This is a genomic window from Maribacter sp. 2-571 (assembly GCF_050589625.1).
GTDB lineage: Bacteria > Bacteroidota > Bacteroidia > Flavobacteriales > Flavobacteriaceae > Pelagihabitans.
Genome location: NZ_JBNGOP010000012.1, coordinates 1 through 21595 on the forward strand (window position 1 = coordinate 1; position 21595 = coordinate 21595).

17 protein-coding genes are annotated in these 21595 nt (G+C 43.3%); 10 read left to right on the plus strand and 7 right to left on the minus strand.

Annotated elements, in window-relative coordinates:
• Positions 1 to 1724, minus strand: a 1724-nt coding sequence (locus tag ACRD7P_RS10105) for a galactose oxidase-like domain-containing protein (protein ID WP_430907444.1), incomplete at its 3' end; no start/stop codon positions are given.
• A gap of 609 nt (positions 1725 to 2333) precedes the next feature.
• Between ACRD7P_RS10105 and ACRD7P_RS10110 the strand changes: the two genes are divergently transcribed.
• From ACRD7P_RS10110 to ACRD7P_RS10125, 4 genes are read left to right on the plus strand one after another with little or no spacing between them, the layout of a single operon-like run.
• Entirely contained in the window at positions 2334 to 3422 is a 1089-nt protein-coding gene (locus tag ACRD7P_RS10110) for a DegT/DnrJ/EryC1/StrS family aminotransferase (RefSeq protein WP_430907585.1), read from the plus strand.
• On the plus strand, positions 3419 to 5356 hold the full coding sequence (locus ACRD7P_RS10115) for a polysaccharide biosynthesis protein (RefSeq protein ID WP_430907445.1): 1938 nt from the start codon (positions 3419 to 3421) through the stop codon (positions 5354 to 5356). Before ACRD7P_RS10110 ends, ACRD7P_RS10115 begins: the two co-directional genes overlap by 4 nt.
• A gap of 42 nt (positions 5357 to 5398) precedes the next feature.
• Positions 5399 to 6178 (plus strand): polysaccharide biosynthesis/export family protein, encoded by a 780-nt coding sequence (locus ACRD7P_RS10120; RefSeq protein ID WP_430907446.1) that lies wholly within the window; start codon positions 5399 to 5401, stop codon positions 6176 to 6178.
• A 41-nt stretch (positions 6179 to 6219) separates the two neighbouring features.
• Positions 6220 to 8592, plus strand: coding sequence for a GumC family protein (locus ACRD7P_RS10125; protein WP_430907447.1), 2373 nt, complete (start codon positions 6220 to 6222; stop codon positions 8590 to 8592).
• A 92-nt stretch (positions 8593 to 8684) separates the two neighbouring features.
• Here the strand turns inward: ACRD7P_RS10125 and ACRD7P_RS10130 are convergent, their stop codons facing one another.
• Entirely contained in the window at positions 8685 to 9425 is a 741-nt protein-coding gene (locus ACRD7P_RS10130) for a tyrosine-protein phosphatase (RefSeq protein WP_430907448.1), read from the minus strand.
• A 248-nt stretch (positions 9426 to 9673) separates the two neighbouring features.
• Here ACRD7P_RS10130 and ACRD7P_RS10135 point away from each other — a divergent pair, with 248 nt between their 5' ends.
• The 5 genes from ACRD7P_RS10135 (at position 9674) to ACRD7P_RS10155 (ending at position 13797) form a co-directional block, all read left to right on the plus strand.
• Positions 9674 to 11242: a protein adenylyltransferase SelO gene (locus ACRD7P_RS10135; RefSeq protein WP_430907449.1), complete on the plus strand. Its 1569-nt coding sequence runs from the start codon at positions 9674 to 9676 to the stop codon at positions 11240 to 11242.
• Between the two features lie 56 nt (positions 11243 to 11298).
• A complete protein-coding gene (locus ACRD7P_RS10140) occupies positions 11299 to 11550 on the plus strand; it encodes a peptide methionine sulfoxide reductase (protein WP_430907450.1) in 252 nt (83 codons plus the stop codon).
• Positions 11551 to 11559: 9 nt separating this feature from the next.
• The gene (gene msrA / locus ACRD7P_RS10145; RefSeq protein ID WP_430907451.1) at positions 11560 to 12054 is read left to right on the plus strand and encodes a peptide-methionine (S)-S-oxide reductase MsrA; all 495 of its coding nucleotides are present in this window, start codon (positions 11560 to 11562) and stop codon (positions 12052 to 12054) included.
• 132 nt (positions 12055 to 12186) lie between these two features.
• Positions 12187 to 12702 carry a GNAT family N-acetyltransferase gene (locus ACRD7P_RS10150; RefSeq protein ID WP_430907452.1) on the plus strand — a complete coding sequence of 172 codons (516 nt, stop codon included), beginning with the start codon at positions 12187 to 12189 and terminating at the stop codon, positions 12700 to 12702.
• Between the two features lie 96 nt (positions 12703 to 12798).
• A complete protein-coding gene (locus ACRD7P_RS10155; protein ID WP_430907453.1) occupies positions 12799 to 13797 on the plus strand; it encodes an NAD-dependent epimerase/dehydratase family protein in 999 nt (332 codons plus the stop codon).
• Positions 13798 to 14201: 404 nt separating this feature from the next.
• Here the strand turns inward: ACRD7P_RS10155 and ACRD7P_RS10160 are convergent, their stop codons facing one another.
• The 5 genes from ACRD7P_RS10160 to ACRD7P_RS10180 all read right to left on the minus strand — a co-directional run bounded on the left by ACRD7P_RS10160 (position 14202) and on the right by ACRD7P_RS10180 (position 19411).
• Positions 14202 to 14627, minus strand: a complete 426-nt coding sequence (locus ACRD7P_RS10160) for a nuclear transport factor 2 family protein (RefSeq protein WP_430907454.1) — start codon at positions 14625 to 14627, stop codon at positions 14202 to 14204.
• A gap of 48 nt (positions 14628 to 14675) precedes the next feature.
• The gene (locus ACRD7P_RS10165) at positions 14676 to 16379 is read right to left on the minus strand and encodes a serine hydrolase domain-containing protein (protein WP_430907455.1); all 1704 of its coding nucleotides are present in this window, start codon (positions 16377 to 16379) and stop codon (positions 14676 to 14678) included.
• A 10-nt stretch (positions 16380 to 16389) separates the two neighbouring features.
• The gene (locus ACRD7P_RS10170; RefSeq protein ID WP_430907456.1) at positions 16390 to 17184 is read right to left on the minus strand and encodes a type 1 glutamine amidotransferase domain-containing protein; all 795 of its coding nucleotides are present in this window, start codon (positions 17182 to 17184) and stop codon (positions 16390 to 16392) included.
• 339 nt (positions 17185 to 17523) lie between these two features.
• On the minus strand, positions 17524 to 18639 hold the full coding sequence (locus ACRD7P_RS10175) for a helix-turn-helix domain-containing protein (protein ID WP_430907457.1): 1116 nt from the start codon (positions 18637 to 18639) through the stop codon (positions 17524 to 17526).
• A gap of 55 nt (positions 18640 to 18694) precedes the next feature.
• On the minus strand, positions 18695 to 19411 hold the full coding sequence (locus ACRD7P_RS10180) for a hypothetical protein (protein WP_430907458.1): 717 nt from the start codon (positions 19409 to 19411) through the stop codon (positions 18695 to 18697).
• A gap of 443 nt (positions 19412 to 19854) precedes the next feature.
• On the opposite strand from ACRD7P_RS10180, the gene ACRD7P_RS10185 reads away from it, so the two are divergent.
• Complete coding sequence (locus tag ACRD7P_RS10185; protein WP_430907459.1) at positions 19855 to 21477, plus strand: helix-turn-helix domain-containing protein; 1623 nt, start codon at positions 19855 to 19857, stop codon at positions 21475 to 21477.
• The last annotated feature ends 118 nt before the right edge of the window (positions 21478 to 21595 follow it).

Sequence of the window (21595 nt, forward strand, 5' to 3'; positions counted from 1 at the left end):
TCGGTGGCGGGGATGTTGTCGGTACTGGGCACTTTTGTGGCCCCGTTGTCGTCCACATCGTAGAGGAGCCCGTCGTTGCCGTTGCCGGAGCTGTCCAAAAGGGTACTGGAGCCCTCGGCGTCCTCGAACTCCAGGTGCAGCACCAGGTTGGGGTTGGTGGCAAGGGGCAGGGCATCGCCCACCATGATGGTCTCGGCCACCGAGGGCACCCCGTCGCCGTCGAGGGCGAAGAGCATGTAGTAGCCCGGGGGCAGGAGGTTGCGGTCCGGGACCGATACATTATAGTTTCCGCCGCCACCGGTAAAGGTTACCGGTATACGGCGCTGTTCGTTGTTGGTACTGTGGGTGGCCGATGAAAAACGGATCAGCGAAAATTCGGTGATTCCGGGGCTGCCGGTCACCGTAATGGTACTGTTGTAATCGGCCTCGTCGGGAGCGGAAATGCTCGGCCTTGCCGCTAACGCCCCGCCGTCAGTGAACAGATAGGGGGGACTGTAGATCTCGGCATCGGTATGGTTGACGCATTCTCCTCCATATGTAAGGTTACACAATCCGCCACCGCCTACGAACACACGGCCGTCGGTCATCAATATGGCTACACTATGGTAGGTGCGTGGCACCTGCATGCCGGCAACGGTCGTCCAGGCGTTGGTCACGGGGTCGTACAATTCTGCTTCAAGTCGGGCACCGGCATCGGTAAACACTTCTGCCTCACTCAATCCCCCGGTTACCAGCACTTGTCCATTGGGCAAAACGGTACTGTTGTGCATCGTTCTTGCAAGACTCAAGGTATTGGCAGTAGGGGTTACCGTAACATTATTGGGATTGTTGATGTCGATGATCAACGAATTGTCCTTCGCGGGAATACCGGCACTGGCTTCGGTTCCATATCCTTCCGCACCGCCTACCTTTAAAATCCTTCCAACATCGAACATGACCGTGGTACCCTTCATGGAATAGGTATCGGTTCCTCGAAGCCCGGCCTCCGTAACCGATCCCCCCGTAGCGAGGTCCGGTTCGATCCAGTGCATCATTTCACCGGGACCCGCATGAAAAATACGACCATCGGGAGCCGCCCATAACCAAGCATGGTTATCGACGCGGTAAAGTCCCTGTTGTTCAAAACCAAGGTCATTAGCGGTGTAAAGGTCCTCTCCCTGTATATTGGGTAGATTTACCCATCCGGATTGCGGACTGTATAGCTCTGCATCTTTTCCGCCGTTTATCGCTACACCCTCGCTCCAAGATCCTCCCAAGGTAAAAACGGAACCGTCCGAAAGGGTGACGTTTCCTTGATACCCCCTGTTGATGTTCATGTCCGCAGCCCTGCTCCATTTGTCGGTGACAGGGTCGTAGATGCTCGTTCGTTCACTAGAGGTACCTCCGGCAGCCAGAATACGGCCGTCTGGCAGGTTATTGATTCCCGGACAGAACATGTCGTGGTTGGTATCGGTAACCGTTTCCTGAAGTGTGCTATTGGTCGAGGGATCGAAAATTTGGGTAAACGTCATTCCGTCACCCGTTTCGTTGAAGTCATCGCGAAATTGGGAAGACCAGGCGATCAACCGACCATCGGGGAGGTTGGCCACAGCAACGGGCACGATTCCAAAAGGTATGGGGTCGCTCCATTCCCCTTCCGTATCTTGATTTTGTGCGTTCAGTTCTGCGAAGTATGTTCCGAAAAAAAGTACGGAAATACAGATAACAAACCATTTACTTTTCATAGTGATGCTGCGCTAATTAACTTTTTCCAATTAAAGGTACGAGTATGTTTTTCAGGCTAATGCAATAAAACGACCAACAGAAAGATTACTCGTTGATAGTAACAATCTTTATATTGATTTCCCTACTATTTTTTGCAAAAATACGCTCTAATTCAATACTCCGTTTTTTTGAATGAAAAAATATAAAATGTTTTATCCTTTTGTAATACGTGTTTTTAGGGTGTTTGGTTCACGGGTAAGACATGGAAATCAGTAGCATTGCTATTGAAAGTTAAAAAAGACGATTCTGATAAATGATCTTATTTCTTGAGAAGACGCCATACAGGGAGAAAAAAATCATTTTTACTATCGTTTTTTTGGACCGCTGGATACTTATCAAAATCCTATCAAATAAAGACTTTTTCTAAAAATTAAATGGGAAAATAATCTTTAAGCCCGATATATCACGTATTTAAACGAGTAATTATTAGTTTAAACGAAATACACGGTTTTCTTGTTTTTAACTGATTCGGTATTTGTATTTTTACTATTGCTATATGCAACCCTAAATAATCACTTTTGAGCATCACTACTATCGAAAAACCCAAAATATGGTTGTCCTCGCCCCATATGGGTGATATGGAACAGCAATTTGTGGACGAAGCGTTTGCCACGAACTGGATAGCTCCTTTGGGGCCGAACGTAAATGGTTTTGAAGACGCGATTTCCAGCTATTTGGGCAATTCCTCCAATGTTGCGGCGCTAAGTTCCGGTACTGCGGCAATTCATCTGGGACTTCAATTGTTGGGAGTAGGTAAAAACGATGATGTGCTCTGTCAAAGCTTTACTTTTTCCGCTTCCGCCAATCCCATCTGTTATCTCGGTGCCAATCCGGTTTTTATAGACAGCGAAACGGATACCTGGAACATGTGTCCAATATTGTTGGAACAAGCGATAACCGAGGGAATCGCAAAAAACAAAAAGCCTAAAGCGATCGTTGCGGTGCACTTGTATGGCATGCCTTATAAGGTAAAAGCCTTGCACGCGATTTCCGAAAAATATGATGTTCCCATATTAGAGGACAGCGCAGAAGCATTGGGCAGTCGTTTTGAAGATCGGAACTGCGGTACTTTTGGAACCATAGGCGTATTATCGTTCAATGGAAACAAGATTATAACCACTTCCGGAGGAGGTGCTTTAGTAGCTAAAAATAAGGAAATCAAGGACCGAGCAGTACATTTGGCGACCCAGGCTAGGGACGATGCCCCCCATTACCAGCATTCGGCTATCGGTTATAACTACCGAATGAGCAATGTTTTGGCCGGTATCGGAAGAGGGCAGATGATGGTGTTGGACGATAGGGTAAATGCAAGAAGGTTCAATCATGAATACTATAGAAAGCGCTTGGAGGCGAAAGAAGAAATCACCTTTTTAGAGGAAGGGGAAGGATATTTTTCGAACCGTTGGTTGACTTGTGTCCTTACGCCATCTTTTGAAATTCGTGAAAAGATAAGAATGGGTCTTTTGGCCGAGAATATAGAATCCAGACCACTTTGGAAGCCGATGCACTTACAGCCCGTTTTCAAGGATAGTAAACATTTCGTGAACGGCGTAAGCGAAACGCTTTTTGATAAAGGGTTGTGTTTGCCCAGTGGATCCAATCTCACGGAGGCCGATCTTTCTAGAATTACCACCGCAATAGAAAATATTTTAAAATGATACAAAATTACATTACCCAAAATGTGAACAGATTCGCGTCCAAGTGGTTGGTACTTGGTATCGATGTCCTTACGGTAAGTGTCTCGTTCTGTCTATCGTATTGTATCCGTTTCAACCTGAGTTTCGATTTTGAGATCAATTGGTTGCTCATACAGCTACCGTTGGTCGCTTTTATTTCGATCATATCCTTTATGGTCGTGGGCTCGTATAAAGGAGTGGTGCGTCATACCGGAGTTCGGGATGTTTATAATTTGTTCAATGCCATTTGTTTGTCCAGTATCATCATGATCACCATGGTATTAATGAACAAGGAGTTCGTATTTATCGAAAACTTTACCATTCCCTTGGGTATTATTGTTATTCACAGTTTACTTGGTTTTATCTCGCTGACCGCATCTCGTTATATTTTTAAATCGCTTTACCATAATTACGTACTTGGCGACCTGAAAATCAGTAAAAATGTATTGATCTATGGAGCGGGGGAGTCCGGTATTCTTACCCATAACGCGATTACCAACCATTCCAAGAGCCGGTCCAGGGTCGTGGGATATGTGGATCGGGACAATAAAAAAACCGGAAAGCAGATCAACGGGGTAAAGGTTTTTCATAAAAATGTACTTACGGAAGAATTCATTCGGAACCAGAATATATCCGAGGTTATTTTTTCGATTCAAAATATCGATCCTAAAAAACTGAGGGAACTGGTAGAAGGTCTCGTCGATTACCCGGTTCAGGTGAAAATTGTACCGCCGGTAGAAGACTGGATAAATGGCGAACTAAAGGCATCACAGATCAAACAGGTTCAGATCGAAGATCTTTTAGATCGCGCTCCCATTAATATCAAGAACCAGAAGATAGAAAAAGAGCTGCAGAATAAAGTGGTGCTGGTTACCGGTGCCGCGGGATCCATCGGTAGCGAAATTGTACGTCAAATATGCAGTTACCAGTATAAATCGCTGATCATGATCGATCAGGCGGAATCGGCGCTTTATGACCTGCAGCAAGAACTTAAATTGAACGGATACCATAATTTTATTCCGATTGTCGGTGATATTCGTGACAAGAATCGGTTGAACGCCATTTTTCAGGAGCACGAGCCCGATATGGTATTCCATGCCGCGGCCTACAAGCACGTTCCTTTAATGGAGTATAATGCATACGAGGCCATAAAGATCAATATTGCCGGAACAAAAACGGTGGCCGATCTGGCCGTGACCCACAATGTGGACAAGTTTGTTTTTGTTTCTACGGACAAAGCGGTCAACCCCACCAATGTAATGGGTGCGACCAAACGTATTGCCGAGATGTACATCAGCTGTATGCAGCAAGAAAAGAAAACCAAGTTTATTACCACACGTTTTGGTAATGTTTTAGGTTCCAACGGCTCGGTTATTCCACTCTTTCGAAAGCAGATCGAAAAGGGAGGTCCTTTGACACTTACCCATAAGGATGTGACGCGGTATTTTATGACCATACCCGAAGCTTCACAATTGGTTTTGGAGGCTGGTGCCATGGGTGATGGAGGTGAAATTTTCATCTTTGACATGGGAGAGTCCGTGAAAATATTCGATTTGGCAAAAAACATGATCAAGCTGTCGGGGCTTCGGTATCCTGAAGAAATCGATATTAAGATTACGGGACTGCGTCCGGGCGAAAAGCTCTATGAGGAACTGTTGGCAAACGGTGAAAATACGCTGCCGACCTACCATAAAAAAATTAAAATCAGTAAGGTACGCGATTTGGAGTACGCAACGGTCCGTTCTAAAATAGACGAACTATGTGTTACCAATATGTTCTTCAGTGGCGATACCGTGAAGTTGATGAAAACCATTGTTCCCGAGTACGTTTCCCGAAATTCTGAATTTTGCGCGTTGGACGAAAAAGATGCGACGGAAAAAGGTGGTAAACCGACCTTAAAGGTAGTTCAATCATAAATTTTCAGTAATCTTGCAACGCGAACCTTTTAATTTTACATGATGATATCGATCAAAAGTACTTTTAGACATATACCTGTTTTAGCGGTAATCGCCAGTTTTATTTTTACTTCTTGCGCTTCCAGAAAGGATATCGTTTATTTTCAGAACGCTAGTGATTATGAAACCATAAGAAGTAGTAACTCACAAACGAACAAGTTCAAGATCGATGACGTATTGAGCATCCATGTCTCTACCTTGGATCCCCAGGCAAGCCTTCCCTTTAACCTTTATAAAGGAGCAGAAGAAGGAGGCGTTCGGGCCGAGCAGGTGGATTATATTGTTGATAAGAGTGGGGAAATCGAGTTTCCGGTGGTAGGTTCCATCAAAATTGCAGGATTATCTCCAGAAGAAGCCAAAGTGTTATTGAAAGAAAAACTATCGACTTATTTGAAAGATCCTATCGTTAACATCCGTTTGAAAAACTTCACCGTTACCGTACTCGGAGAGGTAAACCGACCGGGAACCTATGCGGTGGTAGGAGAACAAATAACGGTTTTGGAAGCCCTGGGGCTTGCCAACGACCTTACGATAAAGGGAAGACGCGACAATGTTATGGTCATCCGCGATTTTAATGGTACCAAGGTGTATAACAGGGTCGATCTCACGACCAAAGAATCGTTGAATTCTCCTGTATACTACCTGACCCAGAACGATGTAGTTTACGTAGAACCCAATAAGTCTGCTGTAACCTCTTCCGCTTTGGATAACAGGGCCTCCATTTGGGTATCCATAGCCTCTGTCCTTATCACTTCCACGGTATTGATCATTACCAGAAACTAACGACTTTTACTAGTACCGTTCAAGCTTTATAAAATTGCATAATGAACACAGAATCCCATGATTTTTCGTCCAATTCGGGCGAGCTGAAAGACGTTATCAGCGCGTATACCAAGCACTGGAAATGGTTCGTACTATCCGTTCTCTTAGCGTTGACCCTGGCCTACGTTTATATTAGGTACGCCACCCCTGAATATGCCGCAAAGGGAAAGATTCAAATTTTAGACGAAAAAGGATCTTCTTCGGAGCTCTCCGTTTTCAAAGATTTGGACTTTTTGGGCGGGTCCAAAAGCAATGTGGAGGACGAAATAGAAATATTGAACTCAAGGGCCAATTTTATCGATGTTGTCAAGGAGTTGGGGTTGAATATTAAGGTGACCTCTTTAGGTAATGTAAAGGACTCCGAGGTATATAAAAATCGGCCTTTTATTCTCAATTTTATAGCAAACGATTCCATAATAAACGCTTCCAAATTTGAATTTTTTATTCAGATCGGGTCCGAAACAACTTTTGGGTATAGTTTGGAGCAGGACAGCCCTTTAAAGGAATACTCATATGGAAAAAAGGTGCCTACCGCCATTGGGGATATCGTAATTACACCAAACTATCCGTTTTTTAAGAGCTTTAAGGATAAGAAAATAAAGGTTTCCGTAAGTCCGGTAATGGATATTGCGGAGGAATACCAGTCCAAATTAGGTGTGAGCCTTGCCGAGGAGTATAGTAATATTCTAAACATTTCTTTGAACGATGCCGTTCGTTCCAAGGCCGTGGATATTATTAACGCTTTGATCTATACCTACAACACGAATGCCGTTGAGGATAAAAAGACCATTGCCGACAAGACCTCTAGTTTTATTAATGATCGTATCGATTTAATCTCCGGGACCTTGACCTCGGTGGACAAGGATGCGCAGGAACTGATGACGGAAAAACGGATGACCGGTAGTGGGGTAGAGGTAGGTACGGCCGTACAAATGAGCACCCAGAGCCGAAGGGCTTTGGAAGAGGCCCGGAATGAGTTGAGTACAGTGGGGCAGTATAAACAATACCTGCAATCGGAAGGTGGTTATGACGTGCTTCCGGCAATACCTTTGAGCGATGCAAACGTTTCCCAGGCCACAAGCAAGTTCAACGAATTGGCAGCACAGCGAAAACGGTTGTTGGAAAGCTCTACAGAAAAGAGTCCGATCATCAAAAACTTGGATCAGCAATTGTCCGACCTTAAGAGTTCCATTACCTCTAGTCTTGGACAAATGGAGCGGAGCATGACCATGAATGTGGACGCCCTACAAAAGCAAACGGGAGCCTACTACGGAACGATTTCGTCGGCACCAAAAAACCAGGCGGAGTTACGGAACATTACAAGGCAGCAACAGACCACGGAATCCCTGTATTTGTATTTGTTACAAAAGCGTGAGGAAGCACAGATAACATTCGCTTCCAGTGCGCCAAAATCAAAAGTGATCGATGATGCCTATGCCGTGGGGAAATCACCCGTAAAGCCCAGAAAGAAAATCATTTATTTGGCCTGCATGGTGTTGGGCCTATTGGTGCCATTCGGTATCATTTATGGTGTTGATCTTTTAGATAATAAGATACATAACAAAAATAGTCTTGAAAAAAGGGTGAAAGATGTGCCCGTATTGGCGGAATTGCCGCGATTGGGTAAAAAGGACGAAACGCTGGTGCGCAAGAACGACCGTTCGGTGCTTGGGGAATCGCTCCGTATTTTGCGAACGAACCTGGATTATCTGATAAAATCCAAGTCTACCGGAAAAAACAATGTCATTTACGTTACTTCCAGTGTACCGGGAGAAGGAAAAACATTTTTATCCTCCAACCTGTCCATGATCTTTGCCAATACCGATAAAAAGGTACTATTGATCGGTGCGGATATTAGAAATCCGAAGCTGTATACGTTCTTCAGTAGCAAGGATGTGGACAAATTGGGCAAGCCCAGTAGAAATAAAGATGCGGGACTTACCGAGTTTTTATACGACAATTCGTTGACTTCCAAGGATATTATCAATTCGATGTTGGCCCATACCAATACCATTGATGTCATTTATTCGGGAAAAATACCTCCCAACCCTGCTGAGTTGCTTATGAGTGACCGTATGAAGGAACTGATTGAAGAAATGTCGGCACGTTATGACTATGTTGTGGTGGATACCGCTCCTTTGATGGTGGTTACCGATACGCTGCTCATCAGTGAATACGCCGATCATATCATTTACGTGACCCGTGCAGGGGTTACCGAGACCCGTGTGCTCGAATTCCCGTTGAAATTGAAAAGCGAAGGCAAGCTCAAAGGGCTGTCATTCGTGGTAAACGATGTGAAAGAAGCCAACTTGGGATATGGTGGCAAGTACGGCTATGGATACGGTAAAACCACTAAAAAGTGGTGGAAATTTTAAGGGTTAAAAACTGCTTTTTTATAGAATAGGCAGAGTCGATCGTAGTCGTGGTCGTAGTCGTAGCTTCAAAAAGTATCACCTACTTCCGGTATTCAATAAAAGTTGTAAATGGTCTTTTCTATGAGCGGAAGTAAATTTTCTGCCATTTTATACGTCACCTTTATTTCCTTAAGGCTATCCAAGTGTCCCATATGGTGCACATCGGAAGCCACAAAATCGATCAATCCTTCCTCAACAAGTTTAAAGGCTTTTTTCTGAACGTCCTTCCCATAGTGTTCGCCTAGGGAGAGCAGGTTCAGTTGGAAGAGCAGTCCCTGTTGTTTGTACCGCTTAAATTTGGACGAACCCATTTTTAGATATACGTACCGTTCCGGGTGGGCAAGAATTGGAAAAAGCCGTTTGGAAGCTATTTTTTGTACGGCCACATCGAAGTTGATCGAAGGCTGTAGATACGACATTTCAATTAAAATGTAATTTTTTTTAATTGGCATAACACCGTTCTCCTCGAGCAAGGTTTCAAAGTTGGCATCTACCATATGTTCCGCCGCGGCGGTAATGGCGACATCCATTAGGTTTTCGGATAGTAGTTCGTTTTTTAGCTCCGTTAAGGCATCTCCAATGGTGGCGGGAGTGTTCGGGTAATAGTTGTGCATGATGTGGGGCGTTGCTATAAAGTGTTTTACCCCGAACTCTTGAAAGCCTTTGATGAGGGAAATCGACTCGGTAACGTTTTTGGAACCATCATCGATTCCCGGTAAGAGATGGTTGTGCATATCGACAAAGCCCTCTAAAAGGTCTACAAGAAATCTTTTTTTACTAAAGAAATGAAACATACTGGTCGGTTATCCGGTGCAAAAATACCACTATTCTTGCTAGTGTTTTGTATTGAAAACGCTTTGACCGCTTTCTACAGGTTTCAAAGAAAATATCGTGCCATAATAGTTCTAAATAGGGGTATGGAGAAGTAACACCATTTTAACTTTGAAATGTATTACTTGAGAGTGTTTTTTTTCAAAACCTGTCGGTATGTTGAAATACCCGGCCAGTGAAGTATCTTTGTATAAAAAAGAAGCGCATCGTTTTGAAATCACATCCATTAGATTTTTTTGAGCCTTTTACATCGGAACTTCCGGCGGACAAGGAGTTGGTAAACGAAAGGCGACAGGTACGTAATGCCTGCTTTTCATATGTTGAACCAAAAACCCCTGCCAATCCGTCTTTGATACATGCTTCCCCCGAAATGATGCAGTTGTTGGGAATATCGAACCTGCATGACGAAAAACGGTTTTCGGATATCTTTTCAGGTGCCGTAACCCCCGAAGGTTCAAAGCCGTACGCCATGTGTTATGGCGGACATCAGTTCGGAAATTGGGCAGGACAATTAGGCGATGGTCGGGCGATCAACTTGGGGAAAGTAGAAGGAGTTGGTGGGCCATGGACCTTGCAACTTAAGGGTGCCGGTGAAACGCCCTATTCGCGAAACGCGGATGGTTTGGCCGTTTTACGTTCTTCCGTTCGTGAATATTTGTGTAGTGAGGCCATGCATCACCTTGGCGTGCCCACAACAAGGGCACTGTCCTTAATGCTCAGTGGCGATTCCGTACTACGGGATATTCTTTATAATGGGAATCCCGCGTATGAAAAGGGGGCCATCGTTTGCAGGGTAGCGCCCTCGTTCATACGCTTTGGAAATTTTGAAATTTTGGCCGCACAAAAGGATATTACCACCTTAAGGGCCTTGGTCGATTATACCATTCGCCATCATTTTTCCCACTTGGTAGCACCCAATAAGGCGGCTTACTTGGCTTTTTTTAAAGAAGTATCGCTTCGGAGTATGGAAATGGTGGTCCACTGGCAACGCGTTGGTTTTGTGCATGGCGTGATGAATACGGATAACATGTCCATTTTAGGGCTGACCATCGACTATGGACCGTACGGTTGGCTAGAGGGATATGATCCCGAATGGACCCCGAATACTACGGATAGTGCCCATAAACGCTATCGGTATGGCACACAACCGGAACTTGTGCTATGGAATCTGGTACAACTGGCAAATGCCCTATATCCCTTAATCGAAGCAGTGGAGCCCCTACAGGATATTTTAGATGAATATCGAAAGCAGGTAGGGGTAGCCCAATTGGATATGATGCGATCTAAACTAGGGCTTTTTGAAGCGAAACCGGAAGACGAAGAACTGGTGACCACTTTAGAAACCGCATTGCAGGCGACAGAGACCGATATGACGCTTTTTTATCGCACCCTATCGCAGTTCGATCCCGATTCTCCGGAGATGGGCATCGCGCTCGTAGGGGAAGCGTTTTATAGTCCAGGGGAAGTGAAGGGCGCCGTAGCGGACACTTGGAATTCCTGGTTTGCCCTGTACGCGCAGCGTTTGCGAAAAGAACTTGCCACCAAGGAAAAACGTACCGAGCACATGAATGCCGTGAACCCAAAGTACGTACTCCGGAACTATATGGCGCAGATGGCCATTGATGCTGCGGAAGAAGGCGATTACGATGTGATGAAAGAGTTGTTTACGATGCTTAAAAAACCTTATGACGAGCAACCCTCCTTTCAAAAATGGTTTGCCAAAAGACCGGAATGGGCCAGAAATAAGGTGGGTTGCTCCATGTTGTCCTGTAGTTCGTGAAACTGCATATAGGTCGGATGTAATGTACAAGAAGAAAAACAGACTATTATAGGAAAATGACGGTATTCGAGGCAATACAAAGAATCCCAGAGGGATACATAGAGGGGATGTATGAAAAACGGAAATATGGCATTACCAAGCAGTCTTTTAACAAGGGAAAGTCCTGTAAGGTTTTTGGAAAAGCCCTTGGAAGCTCCGATTTTATCAGCCTTAACTATTACCATACACGTTCCGGTGGACTTTTAAAGCCTTGTGAAATGGAGGAATCAAAAGTGGTTGCCTTTTTAAAAAACGTAATGATAACATAATAAAGGGAAATGAGCATAAAAAAAGCATATATCGCAGGAGGATGTTTTTGGGGAATGGAGGAGCTGTTTCGCGTTCGTCCGGGTATTTTGGATACCGAGGTCGGCTATATCGGGGGAAAAAACGAGCACCCGACCTATAGGAACCATCCCGGTCATGCGGAGGGTATTTTATTGGAGTATGATGATGCGATTACTTCATTTAAAGCGATTTTGGATTATTTCTTTCGCATCCACAACCCTACGACCTTAAATCAGCAGGGCAACGATATGGGTTCCAGTTACCGATCGGCGATTTTTTACCAGGATGAGGAAGAAAAGGCGATTGCTACCGAAATGATCGCTTTGGTAGAGGATTCGAATCGATGGGAAGGAAAAGTGGTGACTACCTTAGAGCCGTACACCACCTTTTGGCCCGCAGAACCGGAACATCAAGATTATTTGGTACGTAATCCGAACGGGTATACCTGCCATTTCGAACGGTTTGAAACCTCCTTTTTGGAATAGTTCCATTGACTTGACTTTTGGTAGTGCCGTTGGGTAAATTATGCTTTGGTATCGCTTAAATCCTTTGGAATTTGAGTGATTCGGCCCCGGTTTTATAGTTTCTTGTCGCCAATATAAAATGAACACTACGAGATGATTCATATACGACCTGCTACGATAGTTGATGCTCCTGTTATTGCTCTTTTGGGGCGAACGACGTTTCAAGAAACCTTTGGGTCCCTATTTCGGGACCAAGGTGATTTAAGGGCATATTTGAACGACACCTTTTCCGTTAAAAAAATAGAACGGAGTTTGGATAAAGCCAATAATGCCTTCTGGCTGGCTTTTGTGGACGCGCTTCCGGTAGGTTATGCAAAGTTAAAGTTACGCTCTCCAACACCTTTCATGGTATCGACCGAGGTCGGTCAACTGCAAAAAATATATGTACTTCACGAATTTTTATCCATGAAAATCGGAAAACGACTGCAAGATATTTTGGTGGAAGCGGCTTCCCTATCAGGATCGAACGCTGTTTGGTTATCTGTTTTAAAGAGCAATGCAAGAGCGATAAGGTTTTACCAAAAAAATGAATTTAATCATGTTGGAGCGCATCAATTTGTCATTGGTAAAGAAACCTTCGAATTTCTCGTTATGGCAAAACAGTTTTGATAACCTTTGTTAAAGGGATTTCTCTCCCTTTATCGGGCATTATTTTCTCCAAAGGGAAATAAATGTGGTTATATTTAAAAAATTAGCTTTTTAAAGATGGGAAAAATAGGGATTATCGGTGCTACGGGTATGCTAGGCCACCACACGGCAAAGGCCGTTTTGGCTACCGGGACACATCAGCTAACGGTGATACACCGGGCAACGTCCAATTTGGAGCATATCAAGGACCTCGATTTCGAAAGTAGGGTAGGAGATCTTACCGATAGGTCCAGTCTTTTTAAAGCTTTTGACGGGCTGGACCATGTGCTCAATTGTGGGGCGTATTATCCTACGGTTCCCAAACCCTTGCAGGAAGAACTGGCAATAGCGGACAAGCAGATTTCGAACTTTATTGAGGCCGTAGCCCACTGTAAAATCAAAAAAGGACTGTATTTGGGAGGCGCTATTGCCATTCCCAAAGCAACGAGCGGACCTGGGCACGAGTCTTTGGTCTATCAGTCATTGCCCTCCAACGCGTCGGCCTACGCACAAGTAAAGGTCTTAATGGATAAAAAGGTACGGGAAGCGGGCGCAAAAGGAATTCCGATAGTCATCGGGATACCTCCCATGACCTTTGGGGAGTATGACTATGGCCCAACAACCGGGCGTTTGATCGTACATGCCTTGAACAGAACCCTTCCCGGCTATGTAGGCGGAGATCGAAATGTTGTGTATGCCGGTGACGCCGGTAGGGGAATGTTGTTGGCGTGTATGAATGGCCGGCCGGGTGAACGGTACCTTATTACCGGGGTCAACATAAACATGACTGCACTTATTGAGAAAATTGGGATTATCGGCGGGGTTACCGATATGCCCAAAAAGGTGCCCTTATCCTTGGCAAAACTGCTGTCAAAGGTAAAAATGACCCGCTATAAATGGTTTGGTGGTGAGCTCCCCTTATTGGACGATACGGCCATTGCCGTAATGTCGGCAGGTCAATTTTTAGACGGTTCCAAGGCTAAAAAAGAGTTGGGCTATAAACCCCAAGTCGGTATCGACGAAATGATACAGAAAACGATCTCTTGGTTTAAAGAAGTGGGTTATATCGATGGATAAGATAAGGTCCTGCTTGTGTGGCTATGTCTTAAGGGCGCACCCAGATGGACCAAAGTGACCGCATGGAAAGTTCCGGGATTTCCGGTGTTCCAGATTTATGGTTTTTAGCGCTTTAACGTGAATTCAGCTTATAAATTGAATGCTTTAGGTCGGCTTTTTATCCTTTCATTTGACCTTCCGTTCATTTCTTTTGCTCGTCCAAAAGCAACCGATTCAAAGAAAAGACACTTTTCGTAGTGATTTTTCAGTCTCCGACCGAAAACCGTTTTGCAAACTCCGTGGCCTCCGGTATGGATCTCGGAACTTAATAGCTATCATTATTTCGAAAAGGAAAAACATCCGTTAACCAAAATAGGTGTTTTTTAAGTCGAACTCACTTTAGTTAAGGCGTATCTCCGGCATTGCTACTCCGGATAGGAAACATAAGTGTACGATTTATGAATGATTTTCCAGTTCCCCTGGTACTTTAACAGCATCAGGTAATCGGTATAAATTCGTTTGGCATTTGGCATTAGAATCTCAATTTTCGCCATGGCCGCATCGTTCTCATAATCGATGGATACAATTCTTCCGATCCTGTTGCTTTTCTTTCCTTTTGAAATGCCTCCGATATACGCTTTTCCATACCAGACTTTAAGGCTATCCTTGTTGATGCTATAAAGGTTCAATTCGGGATGAAAGGCTTTTTTTACCCGTTCCGGTTCTCCATTGGCGGTTCCTTCAATATAATCCATTAGTGTATCGGTAATCGCATGCAATTCGGATTGCGCGTTCGCAACGGACATTCCAAGTACAAAAATGAATGTGATCAGGATGTGGTATATTCTCATGTGTTTTTTTTTAAATAATTATGACTGCTTATTGTGTCCAAAAATCCGCTATCGGGTTTTTGCTGAATTTTGATTGGTCTTTGCCGCTTTTAGAAATAGGATATCGGTAACACCTTGCGTGGCCAGTAGAAACCCGGAGACCTCCCCTTTAGGGTCCCTCTGGAAGGTAATCGAACTGAAATGGTCCTGGTTTCCCATAAACGTATCAGGTATGGTAGGCGAAAGCTGAACAGGTTTCGTTCTTGGGCGTACGATGACAAGTTCTCCGTTATGGTTCTCGATAGAATAGGGCGTTTTAAACAGCGGTGTGTGATAGTTGCCGGTAAACGCCTCAAGGTCTTTGCTCCAACTGGCGTTCTGATTATAGGCGAGAGATCGGAAGGTTTGGTCTCCCACGGTGACCTGCATGGTTTTGGGCGTCGTCTTTGTATCGAAACGTACCATGACCTCGCCCCGTGTGATCATTTTAAAGGAAGTGTTCCCCAATGGAACAAGGGCACTTTCATTACCGGGCCCCCTAACATAACGCAGGGTATCGTTTACCGTGCGAATCTTGCGAATGGTATGGTTATCGGTGTCCCAATAATCCCCTTCAAAGTTAGCTAGTTGTGGTCCCGCCAATTTTTTAACGGCGATCGTTGGTGGTGCTTGTGGCATTGGGTCAAGAAAATTCTCAATATATAGGGCACTGGCACCGGTTGCCGCATAGCCATTGTATGCTCCATCGTTGCCCATGACCACAAGGGCCAGGTCGTGTTCGGGATATCGGATCAGTTTGCTGGCATAACCGCCGGCAACTTCGATATGGTATAGTTTTTTGACCCCTCGAAAATTCCAAAAGCGATGTCCTCCGGTATATAGTGCCAAGTTGGTTTCCTTGACCGTAGTATTGTTGACGATGGAAAGACCGTCAAATTTTGCAACAAGCTGTTTTGTTCCCAAGGTCGGGCTTTGTAGCTCCTTGGCCCAAAGGCACATATCGCCAACGGTGCTGTACAGGTCGGTCAAAAGGGTGTGTTCGTGATTGATTCCCGCGACGGCATATCCTTCCTTTTGGGCAACATATCCCTGGGCCATAGCGGGGATTACAGCGCCTGTGGTGTCAAATACGGAATGTGTCATTCCCAAAGGCCCAAAAATTTCTTTGGTCACGAATTCGGAATACGATGTTTTTCCGATTTTGGCGATCAAATCTTCAAGGACCATGAATCCGGCATCGGTGAACTGTTGCGTTTCTCCACTGGCCGGAGCATTTTGCGATTGGTATCCGATCATTTTATAGGCCTGTTCTTTACTGAATACCTCTTGCATATTCCACCCTGCAAGGGTTTTGGAGACCTCCAAGTTGTTCAGCCCGCTGGTATGGTGTGTCAGTTGTTCAATGCTTATGGCATGCGGAAAGGACGCTAGTTCCGGCATGTGTTTTCTAATATCGTCCTGTAGGGAAATTTGACCGCGCTGCTCAAGCAATAAAAGGGCGTAAACGGTAAATTCTTTTGCGATGTCACCGATGTGAAATTTTGTATCGGGGCGTATCGGGATTTGGTGTTCCAAGTTTGCCAGTCCATATCCCTTGGTATAGACCACTTCACCATTGTTTAGGACACCCACTGCGATTCCGGGCGTATCCGTATTCGCCCATGTCGCAAAAACCGAATCTATTTGGGCAGGGGTAATCTGTTTTTTATGGGCCTTTTGACCATAGGTCCCGACCAAGGTTGCCAATACCAATACTGTAAGTACGCTTTTCATATGTTTTGTATTATTGAATGTTTAGCTCCGCTATACCCTTGACGACCATTTCGGCTACTACCGCAGCTGAAGTGGGGTCTTGCCCGGTTATCAAACGACCGTCTACCTTATGGAAACCGTCCCAACCCGTAGTTGAAAATTGAAAATCGCCACCTCTTTCGGAAATTAGCTGTTGGATGGAGAAAGGAAAGGTTTTGTAATATGCAGCTTCTTCGTTCTCAAAAAGATCCGGAAAACCGTTTACCTTCTTTCCTTCAACCAAATAGTCCCCGTTCCGGGTTTTTAAATTGGCGATTCCGGCCGTCCCATGGCAAATGGCCGATACAATTCCCCCGTGGTCTTCATATAGTTCAATTACAATTTTTTGTATGGCCCCATTTTCAGGCACTCCGAACATGGCGGCACCGCCTCCACCATAGTATACCGCTTTATAATGTTGCGCATCTATGGTTTCCGGTGGGTAGGTATGCTCCAAGGCATCCATGAAATTGTTGTCGTACAAAAATTGCTTTTGTAGGGAATCGGAGGTGTTGATGTATCCAATAGGAATAGCCCCTCCTTTAGGACTCACAAAATCTATGGAAAAACCGGCCTGTTGAAAAACGGCGTAGGCGTGTACGATTTCCGAAAAATGGTTGGAGGTACTTAAATCAGTGTCACCATAAAAATGGGCGTTGGAGACAACGAACAGTATTTTTTCCCCTATTTCCTTAGCACTTTCTTTACCGTACGCAGTTTTGGATCGTTCCTTGCAGCCCAAGAGAAAACTTAAAAATACTAGAATGGCAAAGGGTATCCTTTTCATCGGTGATAGTTGTTAGTTAAAAGGATGCGCTGTAACGCAAGCCTTTCCTCCGAGTATTCGGAGCTATAAATTTTTGGCCAGTTGGCAGTCGCACTTGTCGGTCAGCGATTTTTATGGATTACAAAATAGCGTAGCGCCAACGGTTTATGGTTACTTTGGTACAATGCTGAAAAGGAATTTCATTCTTTTCTTTTAAACCTTTGCAGTTTACATGCAAAGTGGTTTGGACAACAAGTACTATAGTACCCTACAATACTATGGTAAAACGAAGCAAACGGGGACACCAGTTATAAATCTGGAGTACGGATCTATAAATCGAGAACCTTACAAAGTGTAGGTTCAGGCAATACTTTCCTTAAATTTTGCGGGAGTGGTCTTGGCAATTTTTTTAAAGGCGGAATAAAAGGTCGATTTGGAATTGAATCCACAATCATAACCTACCGCTTCCAATTTGATCTGTGTGTTGCAGCGGATCATTTCTTTGGCCTTTTCAATACGGTATTCATTGATTAGAAAGGTAAAGCTCTTACCCATATTATCATTGATCAATTGGGACAGGGTGTGGGGCAAAATATTCATTTTTTTTGCCACGTCGGGAAGTCTAAGATTGGCATTGGTATACATTTTTTCGTCCTTCATCAATCGGTCGAGTGCCGCTACGAGTTTTTCGGCTTCAACGGGCGCAATTTTTTTATTTGCGTATTTATGGGGTTGCGTAAAAAGGGCCCCTTTGGTCCTTCGAAAATAAAGTAATAGAAAAAACAGATAAAAAATCAATGAGAAGGATAAGGCCCCTACAAGGTAGGAAGTATAAGCGACCGTACTGAACGCCACCCAGATGATAAGGTTTCCTGTAAAAACGCTCAACAACCAAAAATCTAAACTTGATATCTTTTTGTTTTTCTTAATAAGGTCCTTTAGCAGAGGCCGTATTATCCAAGCGGTTCCAATGATATATCCCGCCCAAATACTATAGATAATGGTCATCCAATGGATGTTGCCTACCAGGCAGGGATTGTGAGTTTCAGGGAACAATATTCCGATGAAGATCGCTAGTGATAACAGTACCAAAAAATGGATTTTCCATAAGTGGATCTTGGAATTGGGTAAAACAACGGACTTCATATAAAAATAAAGGGAAGGCCCGATCAGTATGCATGCCGTAAGACCGAATTTGATAAAGATTATGGACAAATCATCATTAAAATAATAAAACACCGATTTGCCAACACGAATGGCAAGCATGAGCAACAGAAAACCCAAAAAGAAGTTGGAAATTGTTCTGGGGCGTTTGATAAAGAAAAAGTACAAACTGATCAACAGCGCGTTAAAAACACCCAATGCGCTGAAAAAGAAAAGGAGTTCACTGGAAAAATTCATTTTTTGAAAAATGCTTAACAGCTGTTGTACCCAAAAATAGGTAAAATCGATACAACGCTCACTTTTGATAGCCAAAGCTGTAATTTGGGGTACGGACTAGAGCTAAAAACAAACGTCTGGGGCCGGATTCTTACTCCAATATGGTATGCGCTATACGTTTTTCGTTTCCTAAAGTGTCAATAATGGTTATACGCGGTACGTCCAGGGTATCCACATATATTTTTATACGTTCCTTACCTTTGGAATCATAGAGAAACAGGCCTACGTTTTTATTTTCTTCCCTGCCCAAAAACATACGATACACATTGATTTCCGAGTCGATGTATTTTTTGAATTTTAAGTATGCTTTTTGTTTTTCTTCTTCACCAAGGTCTTTAATATCCTCTTTCAATTGTTCAAATAGCGTTTTAACGCGAATAGAATCCGAACGTTCCCTTAAAAACATACCGTACCAGCGTTTCCATTCATCACCATCTCTGTATTCATCTTTCGTTATTGCCAAAATCTGGTCATTTTTCTGCTGGTCAAAAGTGATGCCGGAAAAGCTTTCTTCGTCATTGCCATCATAATAAATACCGCCGACTTCATCGCCTACGCGATTGAAAAAAATAAGACCAGGTAGGTCTCGTTTGGAATCTGGATAATGCGGTACACCATGTGTAGTGGCCAGTGCCTGCTGTTCGGGATTGCTGATCGAAACATATAGGTTACCATCAGGACCGACGATACTCAAGCGTTCCACTTGTAATTCTTTTGGTATCTCCTGCGATTTTACGTGCTGATAACCCAAGAAACAAACGATACCTAAAAGAACCATGGTATTAATGGTCAATAGTATTTTTCTCATGTAAAGTTTTATTTTCAATGATTATTGATTTCCATACAATTGGAGTCAGATAGCCCCAAAAAACATTGTTTTAAGGGTTGAACATGTTCAAAAGTATAGATAAATAAGCCAAGTTCTCCCGGATTAAAATCCTTAAAGTTGTAACGGTTTGCAAATAGGTTACCGTTTTATCACTTAAAAAGGTTATCCTTACTATCATACTGAGGAATACTTTGTCTGTCGCTGTAGAATGTGATACTCTAAAAACGTAACTCACTGTCCTATTTTCGTGGGGATTATACTTGCTAAACTTTACTCTTTCGATTTCGTCATAAATCAATATCTTAGACACTAGTAGGGACATCGATTTGTTTAAACGAATTTGATAAATACGTTGTTAAAAATAATAGCGATGTACTTGGTTCGGACAAACAAACCAAATTTCTATTTAATCTTCCCTTTGAATGATGACCAAATCAAAACTAGTTTTACTTTTTTTACTGTTCGGGTTTGTTAAGAACTTTTCTCAGGAGAAAGCCATAAAAGAAGATACCCAACTTGGAAAAGTAAAAGCGGAAAGCTTTCTAAAAGTACTTCAACAGCATTATGCGAATGGCGACTATCAATTGCATAAAAACTACAGCGACTCCCTTCTTTTAGTTTCCGAGAAATACGGCCTGACCAAAATGTATATTTTGGCCTTGAACAACCAAGCGGTGTACTACAATAATCGTAGTGAGAAGCAATTGGCTATTGAACGATATCATCTTGCGCTAGAGAAATGTAAACTTATTCCAAACGATTACCGTCCCAAAGCAATTGTTCTGGTCAATATGGGAAATACCTATCAGAATATCGATGCGCAGAACAAGTGCATAAAAACAATGGAGGAGGTGTTGTCCATTGCGGATAAACTGAAAAACCCCGATAAGATCAAAGCAGCGGCGTTAATAGGATTATCAAATAGTTATAACAAGTTAGGGGATTTAAAACCTGCCTTGGAATATGCTTATCAAGTAAAAGCTCTGGGCGAAAAATTACAGAACGAAAGTTTTATTGCCACATCTTTGACCAACATCGCCGATATCCATGTTAAACTGAAACAGTATACGAAGGCAATTGAGGCCACCACGGCCGCATTGGAACTATCCGTTTTGAAAAAATCTGTTAAGAGTAGGGGCTGGGCACTGTTAAATAGGGGTATTGCAAATTATCACCTGAATAATTTAACCGCCGCAAAGGAGGATTTGTTGGCCTGCGAAGCGCTTTCTGGCAAAAAGAATATTGTAGAAATAGAGATGTACGCCCACAAATATTTGGCGATGCTTTACGAGAAAAATAAAGATTTTGAAGCTTCTTATGCAGAGCAAAAAGAGTATTCCCAATTAAAGGAAAGGCATGAAAACGATACGAAAAGTGCTACTAAAAAAGATTTAAATACAAATATCGCAGCGCAAAACAAAAAAATAGAAGCAAGTGAGCAAGAGCTGATAGACCTATCTGAAAATAGTGCTCAAGTAAAATTTTGGGGCGTTACTATGCTAGTACTTGCCACGCTGACTATACTCTTTTTACTGATCAGAAGAAGGAAAATCAAGAAAGAACACGCTAAGTTACGTACTCAACAGAAAGCACTATTGGCATCTTTATCGAACCTTGGGAATACGTCGAGTACGCTTTCGATAGAAACTGATAAAAAAGCCGCAAGTACTAAAAAGCCATACGAAAACTCTTCGCTCACCGAGGCGGATAGAACACGCTACAAGAATAAAATTTTAGCATGCATGGAAAATGACAAACCCTATTTGGATGCTGATTTAACGCAAACCAATTTTGCTTCTAAAATAGGTATTAGTAGTTATCATTTTTCCGAGGTACTGCATTATGGTTTTGAACAAAATTTTTACAACTTTATAAACGCTTATCGTATAGTAGAAGCACAAAATTTAATTAAACAAACAGCACATACTGATGTTAAAATGATAGCGATAGCGTTTGATTCCGGCTTTAAGAACAAAGCATCCTTCAACCGAGTCTTTAAAAAGCATACAGGGCTTACGCCATCGGAATACAAGAAAACACTTTAATCAAGATGCTTTTTAAATTTATTATAATGATGTAGCATTGATTATAACTTTTTCGTGATGAAAATAATGATGCTATCAGCAATGTCATATGCTTTCCCTTTGTACTCTTCTACCATTT